At 60.0% G+C, this 26,794-nt stretch carries 16 protein-coding genes; 7 read left to right on the top strand and 9 right to left on the bottom strand.

Annotated features, from left to right (window positions below):
• Positions 1-53 precede the first annotated feature (53 nt).
• The 6 genes from AGR13A_RS13665 to AGR13A_RS13640 form a co-directional block, all read right to left on the bottom strand.
• Positions 54-1,061 carry a TRAP transporter substrate-binding protein gene (locus AGR13A_RS13665; protein ID WP_080836231.1) on the bottom strand — a complete coding sequence of 336 codons (1,008 nt, stop codon included), beginning with the start codon at positions 1,059-1,061 and terminating at the stop codon, positions 54-56.
• Positions 1,062-1,102: 41 nt separating this feature from the next.
• Positions 1,103-2,380 carry a TRAP transporter large permease gene (locus tag AGR13A_RS13660; protein ID WP_080836229.1) on the bottom strand — a complete coding sequence of 426 codons (1,278 nt, stop codon included), beginning with the start codon at positions 2,378-2,380 and terminating at the stop codon, positions 1,103-1,105.
• 4 nt (positions 2,381-2,384) lie between these two features.
• Positions 2,385-2,915: a TRAP transporter small permease gene (locus AGR13A_RS13655; RefSeq protein WP_080836225.1), complete on the bottom strand. Its 531-nt coding sequence runs from the start codon at positions 2,913-2,915 to the stop codon at positions 2,385-2,387.
• Between the two features lie 21 nt (positions 2,916-2,936).
• Positions 2,937-4,097 carry a fumarylacetoacetate hydrolase family protein gene (locus AGR13A_RS13650; RefSeq protein ID WP_035221794.1) on the bottom strand — a complete coding sequence of 387 codons (1,161 nt, stop codon included), beginning with the start codon at positions 4,095-4,097 and terminating at the stop codon, positions 2,937-2,939.
• Positions 4,098-4,303: 206 nt separating this feature from the next.
• Positions 4,304-5,020 (bottom strand): FadR/GntR family transcriptional regulator, encoded by a 717-nt coding sequence (locus tag AGR13A_RS13645; RefSeq protein ID WP_035221793.1) that lies wholly within the window; start codon positions 5,018-5,020, stop codon positions 4,304-4,306.
• A gap of 116 nt (positions 5,021-5,136) precedes the next feature.
• Positions 5,137-6,582 carry an FAD-binding oxidoreductase gene (locus AGR13A_RS13640; protein WP_080836223.1) on the bottom strand — a complete coding sequence of 482 codons (1,446 nt, stop codon included), beginning with the start codon at positions 6,580-6,582 and terminating at the stop codon, positions 5,137-5,139.
• A 198-nt stretch (positions 6,583-6,780) separates the two neighbouring features.
• On the opposite strand from AGR13A_RS13640, the gene denD reads away from it, so the two are divergent.
• From denD to AGR13A_RS13620, 4 genes are all read left to right on the top strand, one after another.
• Positions 6,781-7,767, top strand: coding sequence for a D-erythronate dehydrogenase (denD, locus tag AGR13A_RS13635; RefSeq protein ID WP_080836872.1), 987 nt, complete (start codon positions 6,781-6,783; stop codon positions 7,765-7,767).
• The gene (locus tag AGR13A_RS13630) at positions 7,764-8,666 is read left to right on the top strand and encodes an NAD(P)-dependent oxidoreductase (RefSeq protein WP_080836221.1); all 903 of its coding nucleotides are present in this window, start codon (positions 7,764-7,766) and stop codon (positions 8,664-8,666) included. The genes denD and AGR13A_RS13630 overlap by 4 nt, the downstream gene beginning before the upstream one ends.
• A 9-nt stretch (positions 8,667-8,675) precedes the next feature.
• On the top strand, positions 8,676-10,460 hold the full coding sequence (locus AGR13A_RS13625) for an IlvD/Edd family dehydratase (RefSeq protein WP_080836220.1): 1,785 nt from the start codon (positions 8,676-8,678) through the stop codon (positions 10,458-10,460).
• 112 nt (positions 10,461-10,572) lie between these two features.
• Entirely contained in the window at positions 10,573-11,547 is a 975-nt protein-coding gene (locus tag AGR13A_RS13620; RefSeq protein ID WP_080836217.1) for a threonine ammonia-lyase, read from the top strand.
• Between the two features lie 2 nt (positions 11,548-11,549).
• Here the strand turns inward: AGR13A_RS13620 and AGR13A_RS13615 are convergent, their stop codons facing one another.
• Complete coding sequence (locus tag AGR13A_RS13615) at positions 11,550-12,659, bottom strand: NAD(P)/FAD-dependent oxidoreductase (protein ID WP_080836215.1); 1,110 nt, start codon at positions 12,657-12,659, stop codon at positions 11,550-11,552.
• A 229-nt stretch (positions 12,660-12,888) separates the two neighbouring features.
• Between AGR13A_RS13615 and AGR13A_RS13610 the strand changes: the two genes are divergently transcribed.
• The gene (locus AGR13A_RS13610) at positions 12,889-13,032 is read left to right on the top strand and encodes a hypothetical protein (protein WP_003505150.1); all 144 of its coding nucleotides are present in this window, start codon (positions 12,889-12,891) and stop codon (positions 13,030-13,032) included.
• A 76-nt stretch (positions 13,033-13,108) separates the two neighbouring features.
• Here the strand turns inward: AGR13A_RS13610 and AGR13A_RS13605 are convergent, their stop codons facing one another.
• Positions 13,109-14,287 (bottom strand): M20 aminoacylase family protein, encoded by a 1,179-nt coding sequence (locus AGR13A_RS13605; RefSeq protein ID WP_167377497.1) that lies wholly within the window; start codon positions 14,285-14,287, stop codon positions 13,109-13,111.
• A 574-nt stretch (positions 14,288-14,861) separates the two neighbouring features.
• On the opposite strand from AGR13A_RS13605, the gene AGR13A_RS13595 reads away from it, so the two are divergent.
• Positions 14,862-23,357, top strand: a complete 8,496-nt coding sequence (locus AGR13A_RS13595; protein ID WP_080836210.1) for a GH36-type glycosyl hydrolase domain-containing protein — start codon at positions 14,862-14,864, stop codon at positions 23,355-23,357.
• A gap of 531 nt (positions 23,358-23,888) precedes the next feature.
• Here AGR13A_RS13595 and AGR13A_RS13590 read toward each other — a convergent pair.
• Positions 23,889-25,652, bottom strand: a complete 1,764-nt coding sequence (locus tag AGR13A_RS13590) for a glucan ABC transporter ATP-binding protein/ permease (RefSeq protein WP_080836209.1) — start codon at positions 25,650-25,652, stop codon at positions 23,889-23,891.
• A 337-nt stretch (positions 25,653-25,989) separates the two neighbouring features.
• Here AGR13A_RS13590 and AGR13A_RS13585 point away from each other — a divergent pair, with 337 nt between their 5' ends.
• Positions 25,990-26,727: a helix-turn-helix transcriptional regulator gene (locus tag AGR13A_RS13585; RefSeq protein ID WP_035221773.1), complete on the top strand. Its 738-nt coding sequence runs from the start codon at positions 25,990-25,992 to the stop codon at positions 26,725-26,727.
• Positions 26,728-26,794 lie beyond the last annotated feature (67 nt).

Raw genomic sequence — 26,794 nt, 5'->3', positions numbered from 1 at the left:
AAAAACACCCGGAGGCGGAACCTCCGGGTGTTTTTCGTTTCAACCTGATGGGCTTACTGGCCGCGGATCTTCTTCAGGTCCGCCAGAACGGCGTCAACGACGTCGGCACCGATTTCAGCCTTGTGCTTTTCGTAGACGACCATCGACTTTTCGCGAATGCGGGTCTGCTCTTCCGCAGACAGCGCGTTCACTTCGAGACCGGCAGCCTTGATCTTTTCCAGCGACTTCTGGTTCAGATCGCGGATGACCTTGCGCTCTTCGTCGCGGCCGACGACTGCGCATTCACGCAGGGCCGTCTGTTCTTCGGGCGTGTAGCTGTCGAAGATCGGCTTGGAGAAGAGGAAGAGGAACGGCGTGTAGGCGTGGTTCGTCTCGGTGATGTACTTCTGCACCTCGTAGAACTTGGAGGTGTCGATCGTTACATAGGGGTTTTCCTGCGCGTCGATCGCGTTGGTTTCAAGCGCGGAGAAGACTTCGCCGAAAGCCATCGGCGTTGCATTGGCGCCGAGGTTCTGGAAGGTGTCGAGGAAGATGTTGTTCTGCATCACGCGAACCTTGAGGCCGGAGAAGTCTTCCCACTTCGTAACGGCATGCTTGGAGTTCGAGAGATTGCGGAAGCCGTTTTCCCAGTAAGCGAGGTTCACGAGACCCTGCTCTTCCAGCTTCTTGTTCATCATGTCGCCGAAGGCGCCGTCCATGACGGCATCGGCTTCCTTGTCGTTGGCAAAGAGGAACGGCAGGTCGAAGACGCCGAGCGATGGGATGAGGCCGACGAGCGGCGATGACGATGTCACAACGGCTTCCTGAACGCCGGAGCGCAGGGCCTGCGTCGCCTGAAGGTCACCGCCGAGAGCGCCGCCCCAGAATGCCGTCAGCTTCAGCTTGCCGCCGGACTTGTCGTCGAGGCAGGCCTGCATGGCCTTGATGCCGTTGCCGACGGGGTGATCCTGGTTGATGCCGTTCGAAACACGGATGTTACGGCTGTTGAATTCGGCCATTGCCGGAGCTGCGGCGCCAACGGCGAAAGCGATAGCCGTGGTGGTCAGAAGAAGCTTTCTCATAATATCCTCCCTTGGATTATGTTCGAGAAACAGGTTGCGGATTAACGGAGATACTGCAGCGGTACGAGGACGATGTCCGGGAAAATCACCAGCAGCGCCAGGACGATGGTTTCGGCGACGAGGAACGGCCAGACACCGATCGTGACCTTGCCGAGCGGAATGCGGCCGACACCGCTGACGACGTTCAGTACGACGCCAACCGGAGGCGTAATCAGGCCGATGGCGTTGTTGATGATGAAGAGAACACCGAAATAGACCGGATCGATGCCCGCCTGTTTGACGATAGGCATCAGAACAGGCGTCAGGATCAGGATGGTCGGCGTCAGGTCGAGTGCCGTTCCGACAATGAAGACCAGTACCATCATTGCGGCCATCAGAAGCATCGGGCGGTCGATCAGCGGCTCGATATAGCCTGCGACTTCGTTCGGAATGTTCGCTGCCGTGATGAGCCATGCGGAGACGAGCGCCGCGCAAACCAGGAACATGATGATGGACGTGCTCTTGGCGGCGCGCAGAAGCACGTGGAACAGATCCGCCGGTTTCAGTTCGCGATAGATCACCATACCGACGAAAAGCGCGTAGACAGCCGCAACGACGGCAGCTTCCGTCGGCGTCATGATGCCTGCCTTGATGCCGCCGAGAATGATGACAGGCATGCCGAGCGCCCAGCCGGCGCGGGCCGTGGCGGTCAGACGTTCCTTGGCGGAGGTCTTCGGCAGCGGCTTGACGTTATCCTTGCGGACCACGATCAGCCAGGCGACGATTAGCGAAATGCCCATGAGAATGCCGGGAACGATACCCGCAAGGAAAAGCTGGGTGATCGAGACGTTGGCGGCAACACCGAAAACGATGAAGGCCATGGACGGCGGAATAACCGGGGCGATGATACCGCCTGCGGCGATGAGGCCACCGGAGCGCGGAATGTTGTAACCGGCCTTCGCCATCATCGGGATGAGGATTGCGGCAAGGGCTGCGGTATCGGCTGCGGCCGAACCGGAGATGCTGGCCATGATGATGGCCGCCACGATGGCCACGATGCCGAGACCGCCACGGATGTGACCGACGAGTGCGATTGCAAAGTCGATGATGCGGCGGGAAAGACCACCGGAATTCATCAGTTCGCCGGCCAGAATGAAGAAGGGGATGGCAAGCAGCGTGAAGGTGTCCGCGCCCGAGATCATGTTCTGGGCGATGATCGCGGTGTTGAACATGCCCATGTACCACATGAGCACGACGCCGCAGAACATCAGCGAGAAAGCGACGGGAACGCCAATAGCCATGGCTCCCAGCAGAGAGCCGACAAAAACGAGAAGTGTCATGGTATCAGCGCTCCGAAAGCTGTTCGATCGTCAGATTCTCGCCCGCGAACTGGGCGATTTCGTCTTCTGTCACGCGGCCCGTCAAATAACGGTACAGGCGCTCCAGTGCGATGATGAACATCAGGCCGCCGGTGAACATGCCGATGCCATAGACCCAGATCATCGACAGCTTGGTGACGGGAGCATGCATGCTGGCATTGATGCCGGACTGTTTCCAGGTTCCCCAGAAGAAGATGGCGGAACAGGCCAGAATGATGATGTTCGACACGATCATGCAGACGACGCGGGCACGGCGCGACAGGAACATCACGAGCGTTTCGATGCCCATATGGCTGTTTTCGCGGAAGGTCAGCACGGCGCCGATGAAGGTCAGCCACACGAAGAAATATCGCGACAATTCTTCCGAGATGTTGATGCCGGAGTTCATCGTATAACGCATGACGACGTTGACGAAGACCATGATCGACATGCCGGCGAGCAGCAGGACGAGAATGATTTCGAGAATCCGGTAAAAGAGATTGATGGTCTTTTGCATTTTCCCCTCCCGAAGAAATATCTAGAGCAGCCCTCGTTTCGCCAGGTTGCGCATCAGGGCCGCGGTACCGAATGTCCATTCCGGGCATTCGTCGGTCGTGGTGACCCAGTTGATCAGCTTACCGAGCTTGGGCGTGGAGATTTCGACACGGTCACCCTTTGAATGGGTGAAGCCGAGGCCTGGGCCATGGCGATCCTTCACCGGCGCGAACATCGTGCCAAGGAAAAAGACGGCGCCGTCAGGATATTGGTGATTACGGTTCAAGAGCTGCGAAGCGAGGTTTTCCGGTGTGCGGCTGATCGCTTCCATGGGGCTGACGCCCGTCATGGTGAAGCCGTCTTCGCCTTCGACCAGAAGCGATATCTGCGACTTCTTCACGTCTTCGATGGTGAAGTTGCCGTCAAACAGGCGGATGAAAGGACCGATGGCGCAGGAAGCGTTGTTGTCCTTCGCCTTGCTGAGGAGCAGGGCGGAACGGCCTTCGAAATCGCGCAGATTGACATCGTTGCCAAGTGTCGCGCCGACGATGCGGCCATCGGAAGCGATGGCCAGCACCACTTCCGGTTCCGGGTTGTTCCATTGCGATTTCGGGTGAACGCCGATCAGCGCGCCGCAGCCGACGGAAGCCATGGCCTGCGCCTTGGAGAAAATTTCCGCATCCGGGCCAATGCCCACTTCCAGATATTGCGACCAGAGGCCCATTTCCTGAAGCAGTTTCTTCACTTCGGCCGCTTTTTCGGAGCCGGCTTCAAGTCCCTTGAGATTGTCGCCGAGAACCGGCGCCAGCCTCCCGCGGATTTCCTGCGCGCGAAGCGGGTCACCCTTGGCCTGTTCTTCGATCACACGCTCCAGCATGCTGTCGGCGAAGGTGACGCCTGCGGCCTTGACGGCCTGAATATCATTGGGGGCAAGAAGTTCGCCTGCGGAACCGTCCAGAAATGCTTCCAGTGCGCCCAAGGCGACAAAAGTGCCGGTGTCGGCAAGCCGCTCAACCAGATCCGTCTTTTCCAGCAGCTCCGACATGGTGGGCGAGACGGAGGTGAGATCGTAAAGGACGCCGCCCTTGAGCAGGACCGGGCAGGGGCCACCTTCGCTTTTCGACCAGACGCGGCCAACGAGCAGCGCGTTCTCGAAATCTTCAGGCAAAATTGCGGCAGCGTCGATGGACCTTGTACCGGCCATGTAGTCCTCCCCTTCAGTCTCCAGACAATCCGCCTCCTGCGGTCTTATTGTCTGGATGTCTGACAACCAAATCCCATTCTTCTTAGTATGACTTTTCTGACGAGTCTAGCGGTGTCGCGGACAAAATTATCGTGTTTCGCCTCTGGACTACCGGAAAGCTGTGAAACCTGTCCTATAGCTTTGCGGTTGAGGCCTTTATTCTATCCTCAGAATATATCCAGTTCGAGGTTGACCCGGCTTGCCGCACCCATCAGGTGCTTGCGCATGGCATTCTTGGCCGCAGTCGCATCGGCGCTTTCGACAGCTTCGTAGATGGCGACATGTTCGGCGATCGTCACCTCGAGAATTTCACCAAAAACAGCCCGGGAGAAAGCGATGTTGATGGCGGAGCTGATGCGTTCCGCAATAAAGCCGAGGAACATCAGGAAATATTCGTTCTGCGTCGCTTCCGCCAGAATGCGGTGGAAGTCGAGATCGGCCGCAACGCCCTCTGTCGCCCAGTCGTCGGCGGTCTTCATCTTTTCCAGCGCCGCAGCGAGCCGTGTCAGTTGTTGTGGCGTGCGGTGCAGTGCTGCCAGACCCGCCGCCTCGATTTCCAGCGGCATGCGAAGCTGGAAAAGATCGCGGAAATTTTCCGGGTCGTTAAGACGGGAGCGCTCGATGCGGATGGACAGTCGCTGCCGGGGATCGGTGACGAATGCGCCCACGCCCTGCCGTGTTTCGACAAAACCCTCATTGCGCAATTGCGCGATCGCCTCGCGGATGACCGAGCGGCTGACGCCGAAGGTTTTCGCCAGAACATGTTCCGTCGGCAGCCTGTCGCCCGGCCCGAGTTTCGAATCATTGATCTCGCGGGCGATCTCCGCGGCGATCCGGCCGGGAAGATGGTCGTTGCGATGTATCTGATTGAACTCCAGCGTCATGGTTGCTCCCGTTCCACAGAAACGATTGGTTCGTTTTTCCCGCGGCAGCGGCTTCCTCCTCCGCTGCCAGCAGGTTTTTCAAAGTCGGCAGCTTGGCCGCCTTTGCCTTTTCCTGATTAGCTATCCGGTTGCAGGCTTATCTGGCAACCTGGATTCATTCGCAAATCGGGGTCGAAGGCGTTTTTCAACCCTGTGATCATCCGGCGCTGCACATCAGATAGCCGGCTTTCGAAATCGGAGCGCTTCAGACGGCCGATGCCGTGTTCGGCGCTGATGCTGCCGACGTAGCGGTCGAGCACCTCGTTAACCAGTGTCTTGGACTTGTAGATGAAGGCGTCGCGCTCTTCCGGCGTCGAACCATCGGGCGGCAGCACGTTGAGGTGGACGTTGCCGTCTCCAACATGGCCGTAGGAAACCGCGAGGCACTCCGGCAGCTTTTCCGCCAGTTCCGCTTCCGCTTCGGCCACGAAAGCCGCGAGTTTGGACAGCGGCACCGAAATATCGGTGCGCATATGGCTGCCGCGCAGCGCCTGGCCTTCGTTCATGCCCTCACGGAAAAGCCAGAGCGATTGCGCCTGTGCCCGTGAGGAGGCGATGACGCCGTCCAGTACCAGACCGTCTTCCATCACACCCTCGAGGAAGCGTCCCATCAGGTCGGCGGTATCGACCAGACCCGAGCCGGAAATTTCCATCAGCACATAGGCAGGGTAATCGCCGGCGATCGGCATCTTGAGGTCGGGTATGGCTTCGATCGCCAGTGTGAAGGCGACGGGCGGCATGAATTCGAAGGCGGACATGAGATCGCAGCATTCGCGGCGGGCGCGTCGGTAAAGCTTGATGGCATCGTCAAGTGAATTGAGGCCGAGCAGCGCCGTCTCGACATGTTCGGGATTGGGATAAAGCTTGACGGCAACGGCGGTTATGATGCCGAGCGTTCCTTCCGCGCCGATGAAGAGCTGCTTCAGATCGATGCCGCGATTATCCTTGCGCAGTGTCGACAGCCCGTTCCAGATGGTGCCATCAGGCAGGACCACTTCCAGACCCAGCACCAGTTCGCGGGTCATGCCGTAGCGCAGGACATTGATGCCGCCGGCATTGGTGGAGACGTTGCCGCCGATGCGGCAGCTGCCCTGTGCACCGAGCGACAGCGGGAAGAACATGCCTTTGTCCTGAACCGCATCCTTGAATTCCGAGAGAATGCAACCGGCTTCCACAACGGCGGAAAAATCGTCGCTATCGATGGTGCGGATGGCGTTCATGCGCTCGAGGCTCAATACGACCTGATGCTTGGGGGCATCTGGAATGCCACCGAGCACCAGTCCGGTGTTGCCGCCCTGGGGGATGATGGCAAGGCCGAGTTCCGCGCAGGCGCGAACAGTGTCGGAGACTTCCTTGGTTGAACGGGGGCGGATAACGGCCACGGCCGAACTGGTGACATCGCCGTGCCAGTCGCGGCAATAGCGCAGCATGTCTTCCTGCGATGTCAGCAGCAAAGCCTCGCCGAGCCTGTTCTTCAACGAGAACCGCAATTCCTCGATATCGGTTTCGCTCACGATCGTCATTCCACCCTCTCCGTCCAATCCGCCCTAAATTTCCGGACAGGGCTCTTTCGCCCTTGCTTTTGCCGGTTTGTGAAAAAATACTATTTTCAATCCGATCATATAAGGTTATCAGACAACCTTACAAGCTAATTTATCGGCGACTGGCCGATGATGTTTTTTCGGTCCCGGGAGAATGGCCGGGACAAAGAGGAGGAAGACATGCATATCGCAATCATCGGCGCCGCAGGCATGGTTGGCCGCAAGCTGACGCAGCGTCTCGTCAAGGATGGATCGCTCGGCGGCAAGCCGATCGACAAGTTCACGCTTATCGACGTGTTCCAGCCCGAAGCGCCTGCCGGTTTTTCCGGTACAGTCGATGCGCGCGCCGCCGATCTCTCCGCGCCGGGCGAGGCCGAAAAGCTGGTTGAAGCCCGTCCCGATGCCATTTTTCACCTCGCTGCCATCGTCTCCGGTGAAGCCGAGCTCGATTTTGACAAGGGCTATCGCATCAATCTCGACGGTACGCGTTATCTCTTCGATGCCATCCGCATCGCCAATGGCAAGGATGGTTACAAGCCGCGCGTGGTCTTCACCTCGTCGATCGCCGTCTTCGGTGCGCCGCTTCCCTATCCGATTCCGGACGAGTTCCACACCACGCCGCTGACCAGCTATGGTACGCAGAAGGCGATCTGCGAATTGCTGCTGTCCGACTACAGCCGTCGCGGTTTCTTTGACGGCATCGGCATTCGTCTGCCGACCATCTGCATTCGTCCCGGCAAGCCGAATGCGGCTGCCTCCGGCTTCTTCTCCAATATCCTGCGCGAGCCGCTGGTCGGCCAGGAAGCGGTTCTGCCGGTGCCGGAAAGCATTCGCCACTGGCACGCCTCGCCACGTTCCGCCGTTGGCTTCCTGATCCATGGCGCAACGATTGACGTCGAAAAGGTCGGCCCGCGCCGCAACCTGTCGATGCCGGGCCTCAGCGCCACCGTCGGAGAACAGATCGAGGCGCTGCGCAAGGTCGCTGGTGAAAAGGCCGTTGCCCTTATCCGCCGCGAGCCGAACGAGATGATCATGCGCATGTGCGAAGGCTGGGCCCCCGGTTTCGAAGCCAAGCGTGCCCGCGAACTCGGCTTTACGGCTGAAAGCTCGTTCGAAGAGATCATTCAGGTTCATATCGAGGACGAACTGGGAGGTTCACTGAAATGAGTGTCGACGGGGAGGAGAAGAAGCGGTCCGTTGCCTTTATCGGCACGGGCCTGATGGGCGGGCCGATGGCCCGGCGCCTGCTGGGCGCCGGCTTTTCGGTCACGGTCTGGAACCGCAGCGTCGATAAGGCCGAGGCACTGGTTGCCGATGGTGCGGTCGTCGCGGCATCGCCGGCGGAGGCCGCCAAGGGCGCCGATATCGTCATCACCATGCTGAGCGACGGCAAGGCTGTGGGCGAGGTGCTGTTTGCGGCCGGCGTGGCCGAAGCGCTGAAAGAGGGTGCGATCGTTATCGACAGCAGCTCGATTGCGCCGCCGATTGCGCGGGAACATTCCTCCCGGCTTGAGGCGCTTGGCATTCATCACGTCGATGCGCCGGTTTCCGGCGGTGTGCCGGGCGCGACCGCAGGTACGCTTGCTATCATGGCGGGTGGCGATGAGGCGCTGATCGCGGGTCTTGCGGATGTTTTCGCGCCGATGGGCCGCCTCACCTATGTCGGTCCCTCTGGCGCGGGCCAGCTCTGCAAGCTCGCCAACCAGCAGATCGTCGCCATCACCATCGGCGCGGTTGCCGAGGCGATGATGCTGGTGGAAGCGGGCGGCGCATCGCGTGAAGGGTTCCGCAACGCCATACGCGGCGGTTTTGCCGAAAGCCGGATCCTGGAACTGCATGGCGACCGCATGGTGAAGCGCAATTTCGTGCCGGGTGGTCCCTCCAAGTTCCAGCTCAAGGATCTGAACGGCGTGCTTGCGACGGCGAAGGATCTGTCTCTCAACCTGCCGCTTACCCAGCAGGTGACGCGGGAATTCGATGACTTCGTCGGTGACGGCGGTGCCGATATCGACCATAGCGGCATCCTGCTTTACCTCGAAAAACTGAACAACCGGGAACAGGGCTGAGGCAGGTTCATGAGCGACGAGAAGACACCGATGCGCCGCCTGCGGTCGCAGGACTGGTTCGACAATCCCGACCATCTCGACATGACGGCGCTCTATCTGGAGCGCTTCATGAATTACGGCGTGACGCCGGAAGAGTTGCGTTCCGGCAAGCCGGTCATCGGCATCGCCCAGAGCGGCAGCGACCTGACGCCCTGCAACCGCGTCCATGTGGAACTGGTCAAGCGGGTGCGGGACGGTATCCGCGATGCGGGCGGCATTCCCATCGAGTTTCCGACCCATCCGATGTTCGAAAACTGCAAGCGCCCGACGGCGGCGCTTGACCGCAATCTCGCTTATCTCAGCCTTGTGGAAGTGCTTTACGGTTATCCGCTCGACGGTGTCGTTTTGACCACGGGCTGCGACAAGACCACGCCTTCGGCATTGATGGCGGCAAGCACTGTCGATATTCCGGCCATCGTCTTGTCCGGCGGGCCAATGCTCGACGGCTACCATGATGGCGATCTGGTCGGTTCCGGTACTGTCATCTGGCGCATGCGCCGCAAATACGGCGCTGGCGAAATCACCCGTGAGGAATTCTTGCAGGCGGCGCTGGAATCTGCGCCTTCCGTTGGCCATTGCAACACCATGGGCACGGCCTCCACCATGAACGCCATGGCGGAAGCGCTCGGCATGTCGCTTACCGGCTGCGGCGCGATCCCTGCCGCTTACCGCGAACGTGGCCAGATGGCCTATCGCACCGGCCGCCGCGCCGTCGAGCTGGTTGTCGAAAATATCAAGCCTTCCGACATCATGACGCGAGAGGCGTTTTTGAACGCGATCCGCGTCAACTCGGCAATCGGCGGTTCCACCAATGCCCAGCCGCATCTGGCAGCCATGGCCAAACATGCGGGCGTGGAGCTTCGCGAGGAAGACTGGCAGGTCCACGGTTACGACATTCCGCTTATCGCCAATGTTCAGCCGGCCGGCAAATGGCTGGGTGAGAAATACCACCGCGCCGGCGGCACGCCCGCCATCATGTGGGAGCTTCTCAAGGCGGGCAAGCTCGAGGGAAACTGTCCGACCGTAACCGGCAAGACCATGGCGGAAAATCTGGAAGGGCGGGAATCGACCGACCGCGACGTGATCCTGCCTTACGATAAGCCACTGAAGGAACGGGCCGGTTTCCTCGTTCTCAAGGGCAATCTGTTCGATTTCGCCATCATGAAGACGAGCGTGATCTCGGCGGAATTCCGCCAGCGTTATCTGAGCGAACCGGGCCGCGAGGGGATTTTCGAGGGCAAATGCGTGGTGTTCGATGGTTCGGAAGACTATCACGCCCGTATCAACGATCCGTCCCTCGATATTGATGAGCGCACCATTCTCGTTATTCGCGGTGCGGGGCCGCTCGGCTGGCCGGGTTCGGCAGAGGTCGTCAACATGCAGCCACCGGATGCGCTGTTGAAAAAGGGCATCACCAGCCTGCCGACGATCGGCGACGGCCGGCAATCGGGAACGGCGGACAGCCCGTCCATCCTCAACGCCTCGCCGGAAAGTGCCGCAGGCGGCGGACTGGCATGGCTCCGAACCGGCGATGTCATCCGCATCGATTTCAATGAAGGTCAATGCAATGCGCTGGTGCCGGATGAGGAGCTTGCCGCCCGCAAGGCGGATGGGATTCCAGCCGTTCCCGCGGATGCGACACCATGGCAGCGCATCTACCGCCAGTCGGTGACCCAGCTTTCGGATGGCGCGGTTCTGGAAGGGGCCGCGGATTTCCGCCGGATTGCCGAGAAGATGCCCCGGCACAATCATTGATCACATAGGACAAAATCCCCGGTCACGTCCGGGGATTTTTCTTTTCCGGGCGGTTTCGCAATTGATTGCGACCTCTTAATGTACCCGCAAATCCGCATCACAGGGGCAGGACATGACAGATATTTCGATGATAGAAGCCGCGCGTGGGCGCATCGGCAACCATGCGGTTCGCACACCGCTTCTCTCATCGCCTTTTCTGGATGAGATTGCCGGGCGGAAGCTGTTCGTAAAGGCCGAATGCCTGCAGAGAACGGGTTCCTTCAAGTTTCGTGGCGGCTGGTCGGCCGTCTCCGGCCTTCCGGCGGAGGTGCGCGCCAAGGGCGTGATCGCCTTTTCCTCCGGCAACCACGCGCAGGGCGTGGCGCTTGCCGCCCGGCTGCACAATGTTCCCGCCGTCATCATCATGCCGTCGGATGCGCCGAAGATCAAAATCGACAATACCCGGGCCTATGGCGCGGAGGTGGTGCTCTATGACCGTGCTAACGAAGATCGCGATGCCATCGGAGATCGCATTTCTCGCGAGCGTGGGCTGACGCTGATCAGGCCCTATGACGAACCGCTGGTCATTGCCGGGCAGGGAACGGTGGGGCTGGAGATTGCCGAACAGGGCGCGGAGCTGGGCATCGGTGCGGCCGAGGTTCTGGTGCCCTGCGGTGGTGGCGGCCTCACCTCCGGCATCTCCCTGGCACTCGCAGCGAAAGCACCGGACTACAAGGTCAGGACGTCGGAACCGGAGCGGTTCGACGATGTGGCGCGCTCCCTTGCTGCGGGTAAGATCGAGCGTAACGCCACGACCTCGGGCTCGATCTGCGACGCTATCGTCACGCCGCAGCCCGGCAACATCACCTTCCCCATCATGGCCGGGCTGTGCGGAAAAGGCATTGCCGTGACCGAGGAGGAAGCGCTGCGGGCTATGGTTCTCGCCTTCAACCGGCTGAAGATCGTTGTCGAACCCGGTGGTGCGGTGGCGCTGGCGGCGGCCCTCTTCCACGGCGATGAACTGGAAAGCGAAACGGTGATCGCAGTCGCTTCCGGCGGCAATGTCGATCTGGAGATCATGGCCGGCGCCTTGTCCCGTTTCGGCTGAGGTTAAGGTTGGGCGTCTAGCCGTGCAGCGACCTCATCGGCAATCGCCAGCGAGGCGGTTAGGCCGGGGCTTTCTATGCCGAAAAGATTGACAAGGCCGGCAAGGCCATGCGTTTCCGGCCCATCGATGCGGAAGTCCATGGCCGGTTCGTCCGGGCCGGAAATCTTCGGCCGGATTCCGGAATAGGCCGGGATCAGCGCGTTATCGGGAAGGCCCGGCCAATAACGACGGATCGCATCGCCAAACCCCTCCATGCGGCGGGGATCGACGGCATAGTCGATGGTGTCCACCCACTCCACATCCGGCCCGAAACGGGCCTGGCCGGCGAGATCGAGGGTGAGATGCACGCCGAGGCCATGGGTGTGCGGCGCGGGGTAGATCAGCCGTGAAAAGGGCGACTTGCCGGCCAGCGAAAAATAGCTGCCCTTGGCGAAACGCGCCTGCGGGATATCATCCTCCGGCAATCCTTCGATCTTTCTCGCCACCATGGGTGCTACAAGCCCGGCGGAATTGACGAGCAGCCGGCATGTCAGGCTGGTGGGCTCCGCTCCGCCAGCATGAACGCGGAAACCATTGCCCATCGCCTCTGCCTTTTCGAAGGGTGCATTCAGGGCGAGGGCTGCGCCATGATCCTGCGCGTCTCCAAGCAGCGCCAGCATATAGGCGTGGCTGTCGATGATGCCCGTCGAGGGCGATATCAGGGCTGCGACGCAGGCGAGCGCGGGTTCGAGCAGGCTCGCCTGCCGCGCATCGATCAGCTCAAGGTCGTTGCAGCCGTTAGCTTTGCCTTTTTCGCGCAGGGTGGCGAGCATGGCGACCTCTTCATCGCTCGTGGCGACGATGAGCTTGCCGCAGCGGCGATGTGCCACGTCATGGCTTTGGCAGAAGGCATAGAGCCGTTCCTTGCCCTCCACGCAAAGTCGGGCCTTGAGGCTTCCGGCCGGATAATAGAGCCCGGCGTGGATGACTTCGCTGTTACGGGAGGAGGTGGCAGAGCCGAATTCCTTCCCGCTTTCGAGGATGATGACTGAGAGGCCACGCATCGCCAGTTCACGCGCTGTCGCGAGCCCGATCACCCCGGCTCCGATGATGATGGCGTCGATGTCAGTCATGGTCTTTTCCGTGCCCGCCACTGGTTTTGAACGGAAATGCCCTCCACCGCGTTAATCCCGAGCCATGGGTAGATTGATGCTTGCCGGTGGGCAAGTCGCAATCGGTATTTTTCCCGATGCGCCAATCTTATGGAATTTTATCTCTACTGAAACAGTGGGGAATAAAGCTATTCTACGAGTGAAATAAGCAATGCCCGCTTTGAAGGGCCGAGCAGGAAGGGAGTGTACAATGTCTTATTCCAAGGCAGGAAAAGTAAAAGACTTTGTCTCGCAGCCCCAGTCGCCGCGCAACTGGAAAGATTCGGTTCATGCGGCTCTTGTCGGCGTCTGCGTGGCTTTTGTCGCTGCCGTCATCTTCGGTCTCGTTCCCTGATCCTCCCGATTTTCTCATCAGGTAATTTGAGAATAAAAGGCCGGTCGCTCCTCCGACCGGCCTTTTTCATGACCGCTCACGCCTTCAGGTAATCTTCCGCGAGATCAACCCAGAAAGCGGTTCCGATCGGCAGGATATCGTCGTTGAAATCGAATTTCGGATGGTGCAGCGGTGGGTCATTCTCCGTGCGCGCGGTGCCGAGGAAGAAATAACAGCCGGGCCGTTTCTCCAGCATATAGGCGAAGTCTTCCGCACCCATCGATGGGCGCTGCATCTCCGCTACCTTTTCAGGTCCGGCAAAACGCCGGGCGAGATCGGCGACATAATCCGTTTCCGCCTTGTGGTTGACGGTTGCATTATAACCGCGCTCGTAATCAATGGTGACGCTCATGCCGTAGCTGGCCGCCTGGCCTTCGGCTATCGCCCGGATGCGCTTTTCCAGCTCGTCGCGCACGCCCGGATCGAAGGAGCGGATGGTCAGCAGCATTTCCGCCGTTTCGGGAATGACATTGCTGGCAGCACCGGCATGGAACGCGCCAACGGTGACGACCGCAGACAATTGCGGATGGATGTTGCGGGAGACCACGGTTTGCAGTGCCATGATGATGCTTGCGCCGGCAACGATGGGGTCGGCCGCATCCTGCGGTTCGGCGCCGTGGCCGCCATATCCGTTGACCGTGATCTTGCACTCGTCGACGGCGGCAAGGATCGGCCCGTCGCGCAGCACGAATTGCCCGAAAGGCACGCCGGGATCGTTATGAAGGGCAAAAACCGCATCGCAGGGAAAACGGTCAAACAGCCCGTCCTCGATCATGATGCGGGCGCCGCCGAAATTCTCTTCCGCCGGCTGGAAGATCAGATGCAGGGTTCCGTCGAAATTTTTGCGCTCGGCAATGATCTTTGCCGCACCAAGCAGCATGGCGGTGTGGCCGTCATGACCGCAGGCATGCATCACGCCCTGATTGGCGCTCGCATAATCCGCCCCCGTCTCCTCGTGGATCGGCAGGGCGTCGATATCGGCGCGGATGCCGAGCGTGCGGGTGCTGTCGCCATTGCTGAGCGTGGCGACGACACCGGTTCCGGCGAGCCCCCGCGTGACTTCATAACCCATTGCCGCCAACTGTTCGGCAATAAAATCCGACGTCTTGAACTCCGAAAGGCCGATTTCGGGATTGCGGTGCAGGTGGCGGCGAATGGCCACCACATCCGGCATATGGTTGGCAAAAGATGCGAGATTTGCGGTCTGTCTGGTCATTTTTAAAGTCCCGAGTTCGGCCGTTTTTTCCGGCGTCTTTTGTAAATGACATAGCAGCATATGCAGCCATGCGTAAGGGGCGTGCCTGCCCGGAAATGCCCCGAAATTCAGCGCTTGCATCGTGCCGCGACAGGTGGCATGGAACTATTGACGTCCTGGGGCATTAGCTTCTTTCGGATGTAGCGCGGGCCTCTCGGTTCGTGTTGCCCTTCAGGTTGTCAACGGGGGATTATCGGACGTTGTGCGAACAATTTTCGCCATCGGGGAGGGTGCGAAATCCGGTCGGAACGGCGTTGCCGGGCCGCAGGACGGCATATTCTTCCGCCTATCGAAAACACGATGGCCGTACCGATCTCCAGCTTCGCGAACATTCCGGATTAATTATACCGCAGCATGATGCGCCTGTGGATGTGCTGCTCATGACGATCCGTTCCGGACAGCGTCCGGTCCGGTTCACCGAAGGTTCAGGATAAGTCATAAATATAGCGTGGCCCGATTTTCGTGCGTGTTCCCGCCACGGACGAAATGCCGGTCAAGTCGAACAAGTCTCCATAAAGTTCAGAATACGAGCCCGATGTCATTTCATATTACCCCGACCGCCGCCGCCCGTGATTCCGAGACGAAGCAGATCGATCACAATGATTCGATCCGCGCGTCGTATATGACGGTTGAGGAACTTCATGATGCGGGCGCCGCGCTTTCGCGCGATGGCGCCGACAGTCTTCCCGGCTTCATGGAGTTCGATTTCTTCGAGCGTCATCGCGAGAACGAGAAGGAAATCCTCAGGGTCTATCGCACGACGGCCGTCGACGCGGAAAATGGCGCGACGATAACGCCGGCGGCGGAATGGCTGCTCGACAATCACTACGTCATCGAAGAGGCGATCCAGGAAGTCCGCCGTGATTTTCCGCGCAAGTTCTACCGCCAGCTGCCGACGATGACGGTGGGCGGTGTTACGATCCCGCGGGTCATGGCGCTCGGCTGGCTTTATGTCGCCCATACCCACAGCACGGTTTCGCGCGAGAACATGACGGCGCTGGTGGATGGCTACCAGACCTCGAAGACGTTGCAGATCGGCGAATTGTGGGCTTTGCCGTCGATCATCCGTTTCGTTCTCATCGAAAATCTTCGCCGCATCTCCATCCGTGTCGAGCGTTCGCGCCGCATGCGCCAGAAGGCGAATGAGGTCGTCGATGAAATCATCCGTCTGAACGATGCGGAAGCGTCGGCGGCGCTTCTCAAGCAGGTCGATTCGCTGGTGGACGACCCGACTTTCGCGACGCAGTTCCTTTATCGTCTGAGGAACGGTTCGCAGACCTCCGGTTTTGCCGTTGCCTGGCTCGAAGAGCGTCTTCACGCTGCCGGCACCGACGCTGAAAACGTCATGATGTCGGAACATAACCGCCTGGCATCCGGCAATGTGACGATGGGCAACATCGTCAAGAGCCTGCGCGAGATCGACGATACCGAGTGGTCGGTGTGGTTCGAGGAAGTCAGCCATATCGACAAGGTTCTGCGCGAAGAGACCGACTACGAGGTTCTCGATTTCGGTTCGCGCAACACCTACCGCAATACGATTGAACTTCTGGCGCGCCGTTCTCCCAAGACCGAAGTGGAGGTTGCGCGCGCCGCCGTCGAAATGGCGCGTTCGGAGACGCCGGCTGGTGCGGATGAAACTCATCGCGTCAATGTCGGCTCCGTGCTTGTCGGCCAGCGTCGCTTCGAGCTTGAAAAGGCTTTGGGTTATCGGCCGCTGGTGTCGCAGCGCATCGTGCGCTCGATGCGCAAGTTCAACTGGCTGGCAATCGCCGCGCCGGTGCTTCTCATCACCGCGCTCGCCATGCTCGCTGTCGGCTGGTTCCTGGCGCAGGCGGGCATGCCCTGGTATGTCGTGACCGCGTTCCTGCTGATGTTCGCATTGCCGGCATCCGAAGGCGCGACCGGCCTCTTCAACACCCTCGTCACCTTCTTCGTGAAACCGTTCCGGCTGGTCGGATACGAATTCAAGAACGGCATTCCGCAGGATGCCCGCACATTGGTCGCCGTGCCCTGCATGCTGACCAGCCGCGACAGCGTCGATGAGATGATGCGCAATATCGAGGTGCATTATCTCGCAAATCCGCATGGCGAGATTTACTTCTCGCTGGTGAGCGACTGGCGTGATGCGCAGTATGAACAGTCCGACGATGACCTTGAAATTCTCGACTATGCCAAGCGCGAGCTTGCGGCGCTGAACAGCCGTTATGCCTTTGATGGCAAGACGCGCTTTTACCTGCTGCATCGCCGCCGCATCTACAATCCGGCCGAAGGCTGCTGGATGGGCTGGGAGCGCAAGCGCGGCAAGCTGCATGAGCTGAACATGCTGCTGCGCGGCGACAAGGATACGACCTTCCTCGGCGGTGCGAACATCGTCCCGGCCGATGTCAAATACGTCATGACGCTGGATGCCGATACGCGCCTGATGCGCGATGCGGTGACCAAGCTCGTCGGCAAGATGCATCACCCGATCAACCGTCCGGTGATCGATCCGGTATCCGGACGGGTTGTCGAAGGCTACGGCCTGCTGCAGCCGCGGGTAACGCCCTCGCTGACGACCGGCAAGGACGCCTCCGTCTTCCAGCGCGTCTTCTCGATCAACCGCGGTATCGATCCTTACGTCTTTACCGTTTCCGACGTCTATCAGGACCTGACCTCGGAAGGCACCTTCACCGGCAAGGGTCTTTACGATGTGGATGCCTTCGAGGCGGCGCTGAAGGGCCGTATCGAGGAAAACTCCATCCTCAGCCACGATCTGCTCGAAGGCTCCTTTGCGCGCTGTGCGCTGGTGACCGATGTAGAGCTGGTGGAGGACTTTCCGACCCGCTATGAAGTGGAAGTGTCGCGCCAGCATCGCTGGGCGCGTGGCGACTGGCAGCTTCTGCCCTTTATCCTCGATCGTGCCCGCGGCGTTACCGCCATCGGCCGCTGGAAGATGGTCGACAATCTGCGTCGCTCGCTCACGCCGATCGCCTGGTTCTTCGCCTCGATCCTCGGCTGGTATTTCATGGATCCGCTCGGTGCGCTGATCTGGCAGATCCTGCTGATCTTCTCGCTGTTCGTCGCGCCCACGCTTTCCCTGCTGTCCGGTCTCGTGCCGCGCTCCACTGATATCGTGCCACAGGCGCATTTCCATACCATCTGGTCGGAAATCCGCGCCACCAATGCACAGGTGGCGCTGCGTATCGTCTTCATCGCCGATGCCGCCTGCATGATGACGGATGCGATTGCCCGTTCGCTTTACCGCCTGCTCGTCAGCCACAAGCTGATGCTGGAATGGCGTACCGCCGCCAGCATGCAGTCGAGCGCGCAGGGCAGCATCATCGATTATTACCGCCAGATGTGGCATGCGCCCGTGGTGGCGATGCTTGGCCTGCTGTTTGCGGCGCTGCCGGGCGATAACGCTTTCCTGATCGGCATTCCCTTCACGCTGCTCTGGGTTCTGTCCCCCGCCGTTGCCTGGTATGTCAGCCAGTCGGCTGAAACCGAAGACCGGCTGTTCGTTTCGGAACACGTTTCTTTCGAGCTTCGCAAGATCGCACGCCGCACCTGGCGTTATTACGAGGCCTTCGTGACGCCGCAGGAAAACCACCTGCCGCCGGATAACTTCCAGGAAACGCCGGAGCCGATCGTCGCTTCGCGTACCTCGCCCACCAATATCGGCGTTTATCTGCTTTCCATTATTTCGGCCCGCCAGTTCGGCTGGATCAGCTTTGCCGATACGCTGGAGCGGATCGAGAACACGATCCAGACCGTCGAGAAGATGGAAAAGCATCGTGGCCATCTCTACAACTGGTATCATACCGACACCTTGCAGACGCTTGGGCCGCGCTATGTTTCGGCGGTGGACAGCGGCAATCTCGCCGGCCACCTGATCGCGGTTTCGTCCGCCTGCCGTGATTGGGCAGAAGCGCCGTCCGCGCATCTTCAGGGCAATCTTGACGGTATCGGCGATGTCGCCGGCATTCTGCGTGAAACGCTGAAGGCGCTGCCCGACGACCGCAAGAACCTGCGTCCGCTGCATCGTCGCCTTGAGGAGCGCATCATCGGCTTCTCGAACGCTCTGGCCTCGGTCAAGCGCGAGCATGAATTTGCTTCCATCCGCGTTATCAATCTTGCGGTGCTGGCGCGCGACATCCAGAAGCTCGCCACCAATGTCGATCATGAGGTGAAGTCCGCGCAGAGCGCGGAAGTGACCCGTTGGGCGCAATTGCTCGTGGAATCCTGCGAGGCGCATATTTCCGACAGCGCCATCGATCTCACCAATATGGAGCCGCTGCGCCAGCGTCTCGCATCGCTGCGCGACCGTAGCCGCAATCTCGCCTTCTCGATGGATTTCACCTTCCTTTATCGTAAGGATCGCCGTCTTCTGTCGATTGGCTATCGCGTCGAAAGCAAGGAGCTGGATGAGGCCTGCTACGACCTTCTGGCTTCCGAATGCCGCCTGACCAGCCTCTTCGCCATCGCCAAGGGCGATCTGCCGACCGAGCACTGGTACCGTCTCGGCCGCCAGGTCGTGCCGATCGGCGCGCAGGGTGCGCTGGTCTCCTGGTCCGGCTCGATGTTCGAATATCTGATGCCGCCGCTCGTCATGCAGGAGCGTCAGGGTGGCATTCTCAACCAGACCAACAATCTGATCGTCAAGGAACAGATGAACCACGGTCGTCGTCTAGGCACGCCATGGGGCATTTCCGAAGCGGCATTCAACGCCCGCGATCACAACATGAACTATCAGTACACCAATTTCGGTGTGCCGACGCTCGGCCTCAAGCGCGGCCTTGGCCAGAATGCGGTGATCGCGCCTTATGCATCGATCCTCGCCAGCCAGTATGATCCTGATGGTGCGCTCGAAAACCTCGACAAGCTGCGCAAGCTTGGCGCTCTCGGCCAGTACGGTTTCCACGACGCGGTGGATTTCACGCCGACACGTGTGCCTGACGGCAAGGTCTGCGCAGTGGTTTACAATTATTATGCTCACCACCATGGCATGTCGATTGCGGCCGTCGCCAACGTCGCCTTCGATGGCGTGCTGCGCGAACTCTTCCATTCCGATCCGGTGATCGAGGCAGCCGAACTGCTGCTGCAGGAGAAGGCGCCGCGCGAAGTGCCGGTCATGAGCGCCAAATACGAGCCGGAAACTCCCGGCAAGGAACAGGCCGACCTCCTGCGTGCGGAAGTGCGCTCCATTGCCGATCCGGCCGTGCGCGACCGCGAAGTGGTGTTCCTGTCGAATGGCCATTACTCGACCATGCTCACCTCCACGGGTGCCGGTTATTCGAAGTGGAACGGCCAGGCGATTTCCCGCTGGAAGGCCGACCCGACGGAGGATCGCTGGGGCACCTTCATCTTCCTGCGCGACACCACCAATGGACAATGGTGGAGTGCGACGGCGGAGCCGCGCGTCATCGAAGGTGAAAAGACCAAGACGATCTTCACCGACGACAAGGCCGAGTTCCACAAGACCACCGGCGATCTGCAGAGCGTGGTCGAATGCATCGTCGCCACCGAGCATGATGCCGAGGGCCGCCGCGTCACCCTGCTCAATGTCGGTTCCGAGGATCGCTATATCGAAGTGACCTCCTATATGGAGCCGGTGATTGCGTCGGAGGATGACGACAACGCCCATCCGTTGTTCTCGCGCATGTTCGTGCAGACGGAGATTGGCCGGCGCGGCGACGTTATCCGCGCCTGGCGCAATCGCCGCAGTCCGAACGAGCCTGGCACTGTCATTGCGCATCTTGCCGCCGACAATGCCGGCCCGTCGCGGCCGACGGAATTCGAGACGGATCGCGCCAAGTTCATCGGTCGCGGACGTTCGCTGCGTGAAGCGGCGGCTTTCGATGCCGGTGCGACGCTTTCCAGCACCGACGGCTTCACGCTTGATCCTATCCTGTCGCTGCGCCGCACCGTGCGCGTGCCGGCGGGCAAGAAGGTGAGCGTGATCTTCTGGACGATCGCCGCGCCAAGCCGCGAGGAAGTCGACAAGGCAATCGACCGTTATCGTCATCCGGACGCCTTCGCGCATGAACTCGTGCATGCCTGGACGCGCACGCAGGTGCAGATGCGACATGTCGGCGTCACCTCGCAGCAGGCGGCCGCCTTCCAGCATCTCGGCCGTTATCTGACCTATCCCGACATGCATTTGCGGGCGGATTCGGAAACGCTGAAAACCGGCCTTGCCTCGCAGCGCGCTTTGTGGCCGCTGGCGATTTCGGGCGATTTCCCGATCTTCAGCCTGCGTATCAACGACGATATGGACATGGATATCGCCCGTGAGGCGCTGAGCGCCCATGAATATCTACGTTCACGCGGCGTGATCTTCGATCTCGTCATCGTCAACGAACGGGCTGCGTCCTATGCGCAGGACATGCAGCATGCGCTGGATCATATTTCCGAGGCGCAGCGCCGCATCAATCCCGCCGATGGCGGACGTCCGCACGTCTTCTCCGTGCGCCGCGACCTGATGGATGAAGAGACCTGGAGCGCGCTTCTCGCCGCTTCCCGCGTCGTTCTCCATGTGCGTAACGGCAAGATCGTTGACCAGATCAACCGTGCGGTATCGCTGTTTGCGGCCCATCGCGGTCCTGACGGCACAAGCGACGCCGCGCAGGCCCGTCTGCCTGTGCCGGTCTTCCCTGTGGCGGAGCCGGTGGAGGATGCGGGTGATCTCGATTTCTGGAACGGTTTCGGCGGTTTTGCCAGAAGCGGTCAGGAATATGTCGTGCGCCTCAATGGCGGGCAGTCCACGCCGCATCCGTGGATCAACGTCATCTCGAACGAGAATTTCGGCTTCCATATTTCGGCTGAAGGCGCAGGTTTCAGCTGGAGCCGCAATTCGCGCGACTATCAGCTGACGCCCTGGAGCAACGATCCGGTCATTAACCGGCCGGGCGAGGCCTTCTATGTCGCCGATGTGGAGACAGGAAAGCTTTATACGCCCTGTGCCGCGCTGTCGCGCGATCCCGAAGCCATGTTCGAAACGCGCCATGGTCTCGGTTACTCCGTGCTGACGGGCGTGGCCGACACGCTGGAGGTGGAGCTGACGCAGACCGTGGACCGTGAAAAACCTGTCAAGCTCTCGCAGGTCATCGTTCGCAACAAGGGCTCGAAAAGCCGCCGCCTGAAGGTCTATGCCTATGTGGAATGGGTGCTCGGCAATAACGGCCAGAAATCCGCGCCGTTCATCCTGAGCAGGCACGATGCCGGCAATAACGCCATCTTCGCGTCGAACCCCTACAGCATCGACTATAGCGCCCGCACCGCGTTCCTCACGCTCGACAGTGAGGCGAGCGGCTTCACCACCAGCCGCCGGGAATTCATCGGTCGCTTCGGGTCGGCGCAGGCGCCGCAGGGCATCGTGTCCGGTGCCGCACTTAGTGGCAGCACCGAGGTCGACGGCGATCCCTGTGCTGCGCTGATGCAGGAAATCCACCTGAAGCCCGGCGAAGAACGGCACATGACCTTCATTCTCGGCGATGCCGACAATGCGGAAGAGGCCGAAGCGCTGGTGAAGGATGTTCGCCAGGCGGACTTCCAGACGGTGCTGGACGAAAGCAAGGCGTTCTGGACGGGCTTTACCGGGCAGTTGCAGGTTTCCACGCCGGATGCCGGCTTCAACCATATGGTCAATAACTGGCTGCCCTATCAGGCGCTTGCCTGCCGCATTCTGGCGCGCACGGCCTTTTATCAGTCGAGCGGTGCCTTCGGTTTCCGCGACCAGCTTCAGGATACGCTGGCCTTCCTGCTCTACCAGCCGGACCTCGCCCGCAAGCAGATCCTGCGCGCGGCTGGCCGCCAGTTCCCTGAAGGCGATGTGCAGCATTGGTGGCTGCCGCTGACGGGCGCCGGTGTTCGCACCACCATTTCGGACGACGTGGTTTGGCTTGCTTATGCGATCAACCAATATGTCTCGGCCACGGGTGATGCCGCCATCCTCGATGAGAGCATTCCCTTCCTGAAAGGTCCGGCATTGATGCCTGGCCAGCATGATGCTTTCTTCCAGCCGGAGACGAGCGACAGGTCCGCCACACTTTACGAACATGCGGCGCTGGCGCTCGATCTCGCCATCCATCGCACCGGCGAAAACGGTCTGCCGCTGATCCTCGGCGGTGACTGGAACGACGGCATGAACCGTGTCGGCGTTGGCGGCAAGGGCACCAGCGTCTGGCTCGGCTGGTTCCTGGCCGGGGCCCTGCGTGATTTCATCGGCATCGCCGAGAAGCGTGGCGATGCTGACCGTGTCGGCAAATGGACGGCGCATCGGGAAAAGCTGCGCAATGTTCTCGAAACGGCGGGTTGGGACGGCAGCTATTACCGGCGTGGTTATTTCGATGACGGCACGCCGCTCGGTTCCGCCGAAAGCGAGGAATGCCGGATCGATTCGCTTGGCCAGAGCTGGAGCGTTCTCTCCGGCGAAGGTGAAGAGGCTCGGTCGCGGCAGGCAATGGATGCCGTCATGGAGCATCTGGTCGATGAAAAGACCGGCATTATCCGGCTGTTCACGCCGCCCTTCTCGCAGGCGCCGCATGATCCGGGCTATATCAAGGGATATCCGCCGGGTGTGCGCGAAAACGGCGGACAATATACCCATGCGGCAACCTGGGTGGTTCTCGCCCTTGCCAAGCAGGGTAGGGCGCAGGAAGCATGGAACTGCTTCAAGCTGCTCAACCCCGTCAATCATGCGCTCGATGCGGCAGCGTCGGAGACCTATCGGGTCGAACCCTATGTGGTGACTGCGGATGTCTACGGTGAAGGCGCTTATGCGGGCCGTGGTGGCTGGAGTTGGTACACGGGTTCCGCCGGCTGGCTCTACCGTGCGGCAGTCGAAGGTATTCTTGGCATCACCCGCACCGACGGCAAGCTTCACATCTCGCCATCGCTGCCGGAGGACTGGAGCGGTTTCTCGGTGAAGATCACGCTCGACGGAAAGGCGAAGGACATTGCCGTCAGCCGCAAGGCCGGCACAGCGGACGTCTCCGTATCCGTCGATGGCAAGCCGCTGTCGGCAGATGATCGGGTGATCCCCTTCGATTGAGACGACCGATTTTCCGCGCTTTTAAAGCCAGGCTCCTGCGGTGACGTAGGGGCCTGAATTTTTATGAACTGCCTCGCCTCTGATATTTGTTTGGTTTTGCATGGGCGCGTGGGACCCCAGCCTTTTGAAAAATGCAACGTCGTCCTCTTCCGAGGATGTAATCAAATACGATAACATCAGTACGTCGCGGATGGCCGGACAGGGCCGAGCATGGCGAACCTAGCCGGCAAGGCTTTGTCAGCAATCTTTGAGCGCGTAGCGTCCGATGACCTTTGTGTCACTCGTGCGCTTCTATCACGGCACGCGCCGCTCTCCCTTCGCTATTATAAGCCGAGACTTCCCCCAAGTGATTATCGTGGGAGGGGACATCAATTGCCGCATGACGGAATGTCTGTGGGACCAGTCTGGGGCAAATATTGTTCGCTCGGATGAAGAGACCATGTCCTCCGCAGCGCAACACTCACAAAGCGGACAAAGAAAAAGGGCGAACAACACGGTGTCCGCCCTCTCTGCATTCCGTTCGCCAAAGTCTCAGGAAGCGATGGCTTTCGGCCGTGGCTGGCCTTCGTCTTCCGTCAAAAGGCCGCTGGTGCGCAGCAGCGAGGTGAAGCGTCCGCCGCGTTGGCTGAGTTCATCAAATGTGCCCTTTTCGATGATACGGCCCTGATCGAGGAACAGCACCAGATCGGCATCGCGAACCGTGGAAAGACGGTGGGCGATGATGAAGGTCGTGCGATTCATTCTGAGCGCGTCCACCGCGGCCTTCACGCGTGCTTCGGTTTCCACGTCCAGTGCGCTGGTTGCCTCATCGAGAACCAGAATGGGGGCGTTCTTCAGAATGGCGCGGGCGATGGCGATGCGCTGGCGTTCGCCGCCGGACAGGCGGTTGCCGCGTTCGCCCACCTGCGTCAGGTAGCCATTGATGCGACTATCGATGAAATCCGTCGCTGCCGCGGCGGCTGCCGCTTCCATCACTTCCGCGTCCGTGGCCGATTCGCGGCCGAGGCGGATGTTCTCACGGATGGAACGGTTCAAAAGGCCGGCATCCTGAAACACGGTGGCGATGGAGTTTCTGAGCGAATTCTTGGTCACCGTGGAAATATCGGTTCCATCGATCAGAATCTGGCCGGAATCCGGATCGTAGACACGCTGCAGAAGGTTGATGAGCGTGGTCTTGCCCGCACCTGTCGGCCCGACGATTGCAATGGTCTGTCCGGCCTTGGCGGTGAACGAGATGTCGTGGACGCCCTGCTTGGTGTTGGCGAAGCCGAAATTGATGTTGCGGAACTCCACCGTGCCGGAGACATTGGACAATTCGCGGGCATCGCCCGGCTCTTCCCGTTCCTTGACGGAATCCTCCAGCACGAAGAAATCCTCGAGCTTGGCGCGGGCCTCGAAAATCTGCGTCACGAACTGGCGCATCTGGTCGAGACGGCCGATCAGGAGATTGGCAAAACCGATGAAGGCAATGACGTCGCCGACGCGCAACTCGCCGTTCTTCACCAATACCGTGCCGATGACGAGGATGATCATCATTGAAACGGTGGAGGCCGTACGGTTCAGCGCGCTGGCGAAAGCCCACCAGTCAAGCACCGGATATTGGGCGCTCAGCAGCTTCTCGGTGAAGGATTTCAGCGCCTTCGTTTCGGCTTCGATGCGGTTGTAGCTATGCAGCACCGACACGTTGCTGATGGAATCGCTGACATGGGCAAAAACGCTGTGATAGTGCTCTTCGACCGAAGCCTGGCCGTCCTTGGTGCGGCCCATCACCCATTTGCCGATGAACCAGTAGACGATGCCGAGGCCAATCAGAACGAAGCTGAGGCGCAGGTCCATGGACATGGCTGTCGGGACAAGCAGCACGAGTGCCACGAAGGTTGCCAGATGGGTGCGCATGAATTCCAACCAGAGGCCGAACAGCGTCTCGCTGGCGCGCAGCAACGTATGCAGGGCGTTGGACGTGCCGCGCTGATGGTGCCAGGAGAGCGGCATCGAAATGATGCGCCCGAAGGCTTCCGTCAGCAGCGTCGCGCGGCGGCCATGCGCCAGCCGGTCCGCCTCGCGGGCGACAGCAACGTAAGCGACGGTATTGAAGACGCCGAAACCCGCCCAGAGAATGAGAATGGGCGTGACGTTGGTGCCGGAAGAAATGGCGTCGATGATCCGGCCGAACAGCACGGGTTCGGCAATGGTGATCGCCGCAAGAATGACGTTGGCGATGACAACCACCGTCACACGCCATTTATGTACGGTCAGATAGCGCAGAGCGCGTGTGTAAACCTGAAACAAAGTCAAATTTTCAATCCAGTCCGGGCATCTTTTTCGAGCGGTTGATTGTTCGGTCTCAAGGCAATGCTTCTTTAGCAAGGTTGCATGAGACGGCGAAATTTGTGTAATTATCGCTCTTTCTGTCTGAATGGCGGCTTAACAAACTGACCGCGCATGCGAACCGAAAAAAACGAACCCGATATCTCCAGGGGACGCCGTCACAAGATTTTGCATGTTCGTTTCAGGGATTGCTAACGATGACATGATCAATCTCATCCGACCGGCGCCCGAGTAACATGACGTCATCGCGGGACCATGTCCTTCGGTCATTCCTTTCAAGCCAAGTTCCGGGCCATGTGTCTTTATGCATGATATTCTTCACTTCATCTCTGCATGTTACCAGGCGGGAAGCGCCGACCGCGTTCGTTCCGAATTCGTGACCCTTATTCGCGAATATGGTTTCGAATACTTCCTTGTCAGCAGGCGGATGACCGGGGAGCTTGCCTCCACCGGCCAGATTCTCGCACAACATCTGCCGGAAGGCTGGATCGAGGTCTACAGGGCCAAGAAATACAATCTCGTCGATCCCGTCCGTAAAGTGATCGGCATGGTCCACAAGCCGTTCCAGTGGAAAGAGGCCCTGGAGGGCCTGCCCCGCGCCATGCATCGAAAAAGGGCGAGCGTCTTTTTTAACGATGCCGGTCGATATGGCCTGCAGGGCGGTTATGCCTTTCCCGTGCACGGACGCGCGGGATTTATCGGCGCGGTGTTCATTGGCGGCCAGGACCGGCAATTGCCTTTGCTTCAGGTGGAGCTGCTGGATGCGGCCACGCGTGCCGTGTTCTGGCGCCTGCTCGACCTTTCGGGTCAGGCCCATGGCCTCAACAATGGCCCGGACGTTTCCGCTCTCGAGCTTACAAAACGGGAAATGGAAGTGCTGACGCTGATGGCGGACGGCATGACCTCGACGGAAATCGGACGCCAGCTATCGATCTCCAACCACACGGTCGACTGGTATATCAACGGAATCCAGCGCCGGTTCAGCGCCAAGAACCGGCAGCATACGGTCGCGCTTGCTTTTCGCCATGGCTTGCTGAGCTAGCGGCGACAGGACGGTTCTCTCCCGAATTGCCCTTTCCAAGACCGGGTTTTGCTGCTTAATTCCGCAG

Origin of the sequence: Agrobacterium genomosp. 13 str. CFBP 6927, assembly GCA_900012615.1 — a bacterium.
GTDB lineage: Bacteria > Pseudomonadota > Alphaproteobacteria > Rhizobiales > Rhizobiaceae > Agrobacterium.
This window is presented reverse-complemented; position numbering and strand designations above follow the sequence as displayed.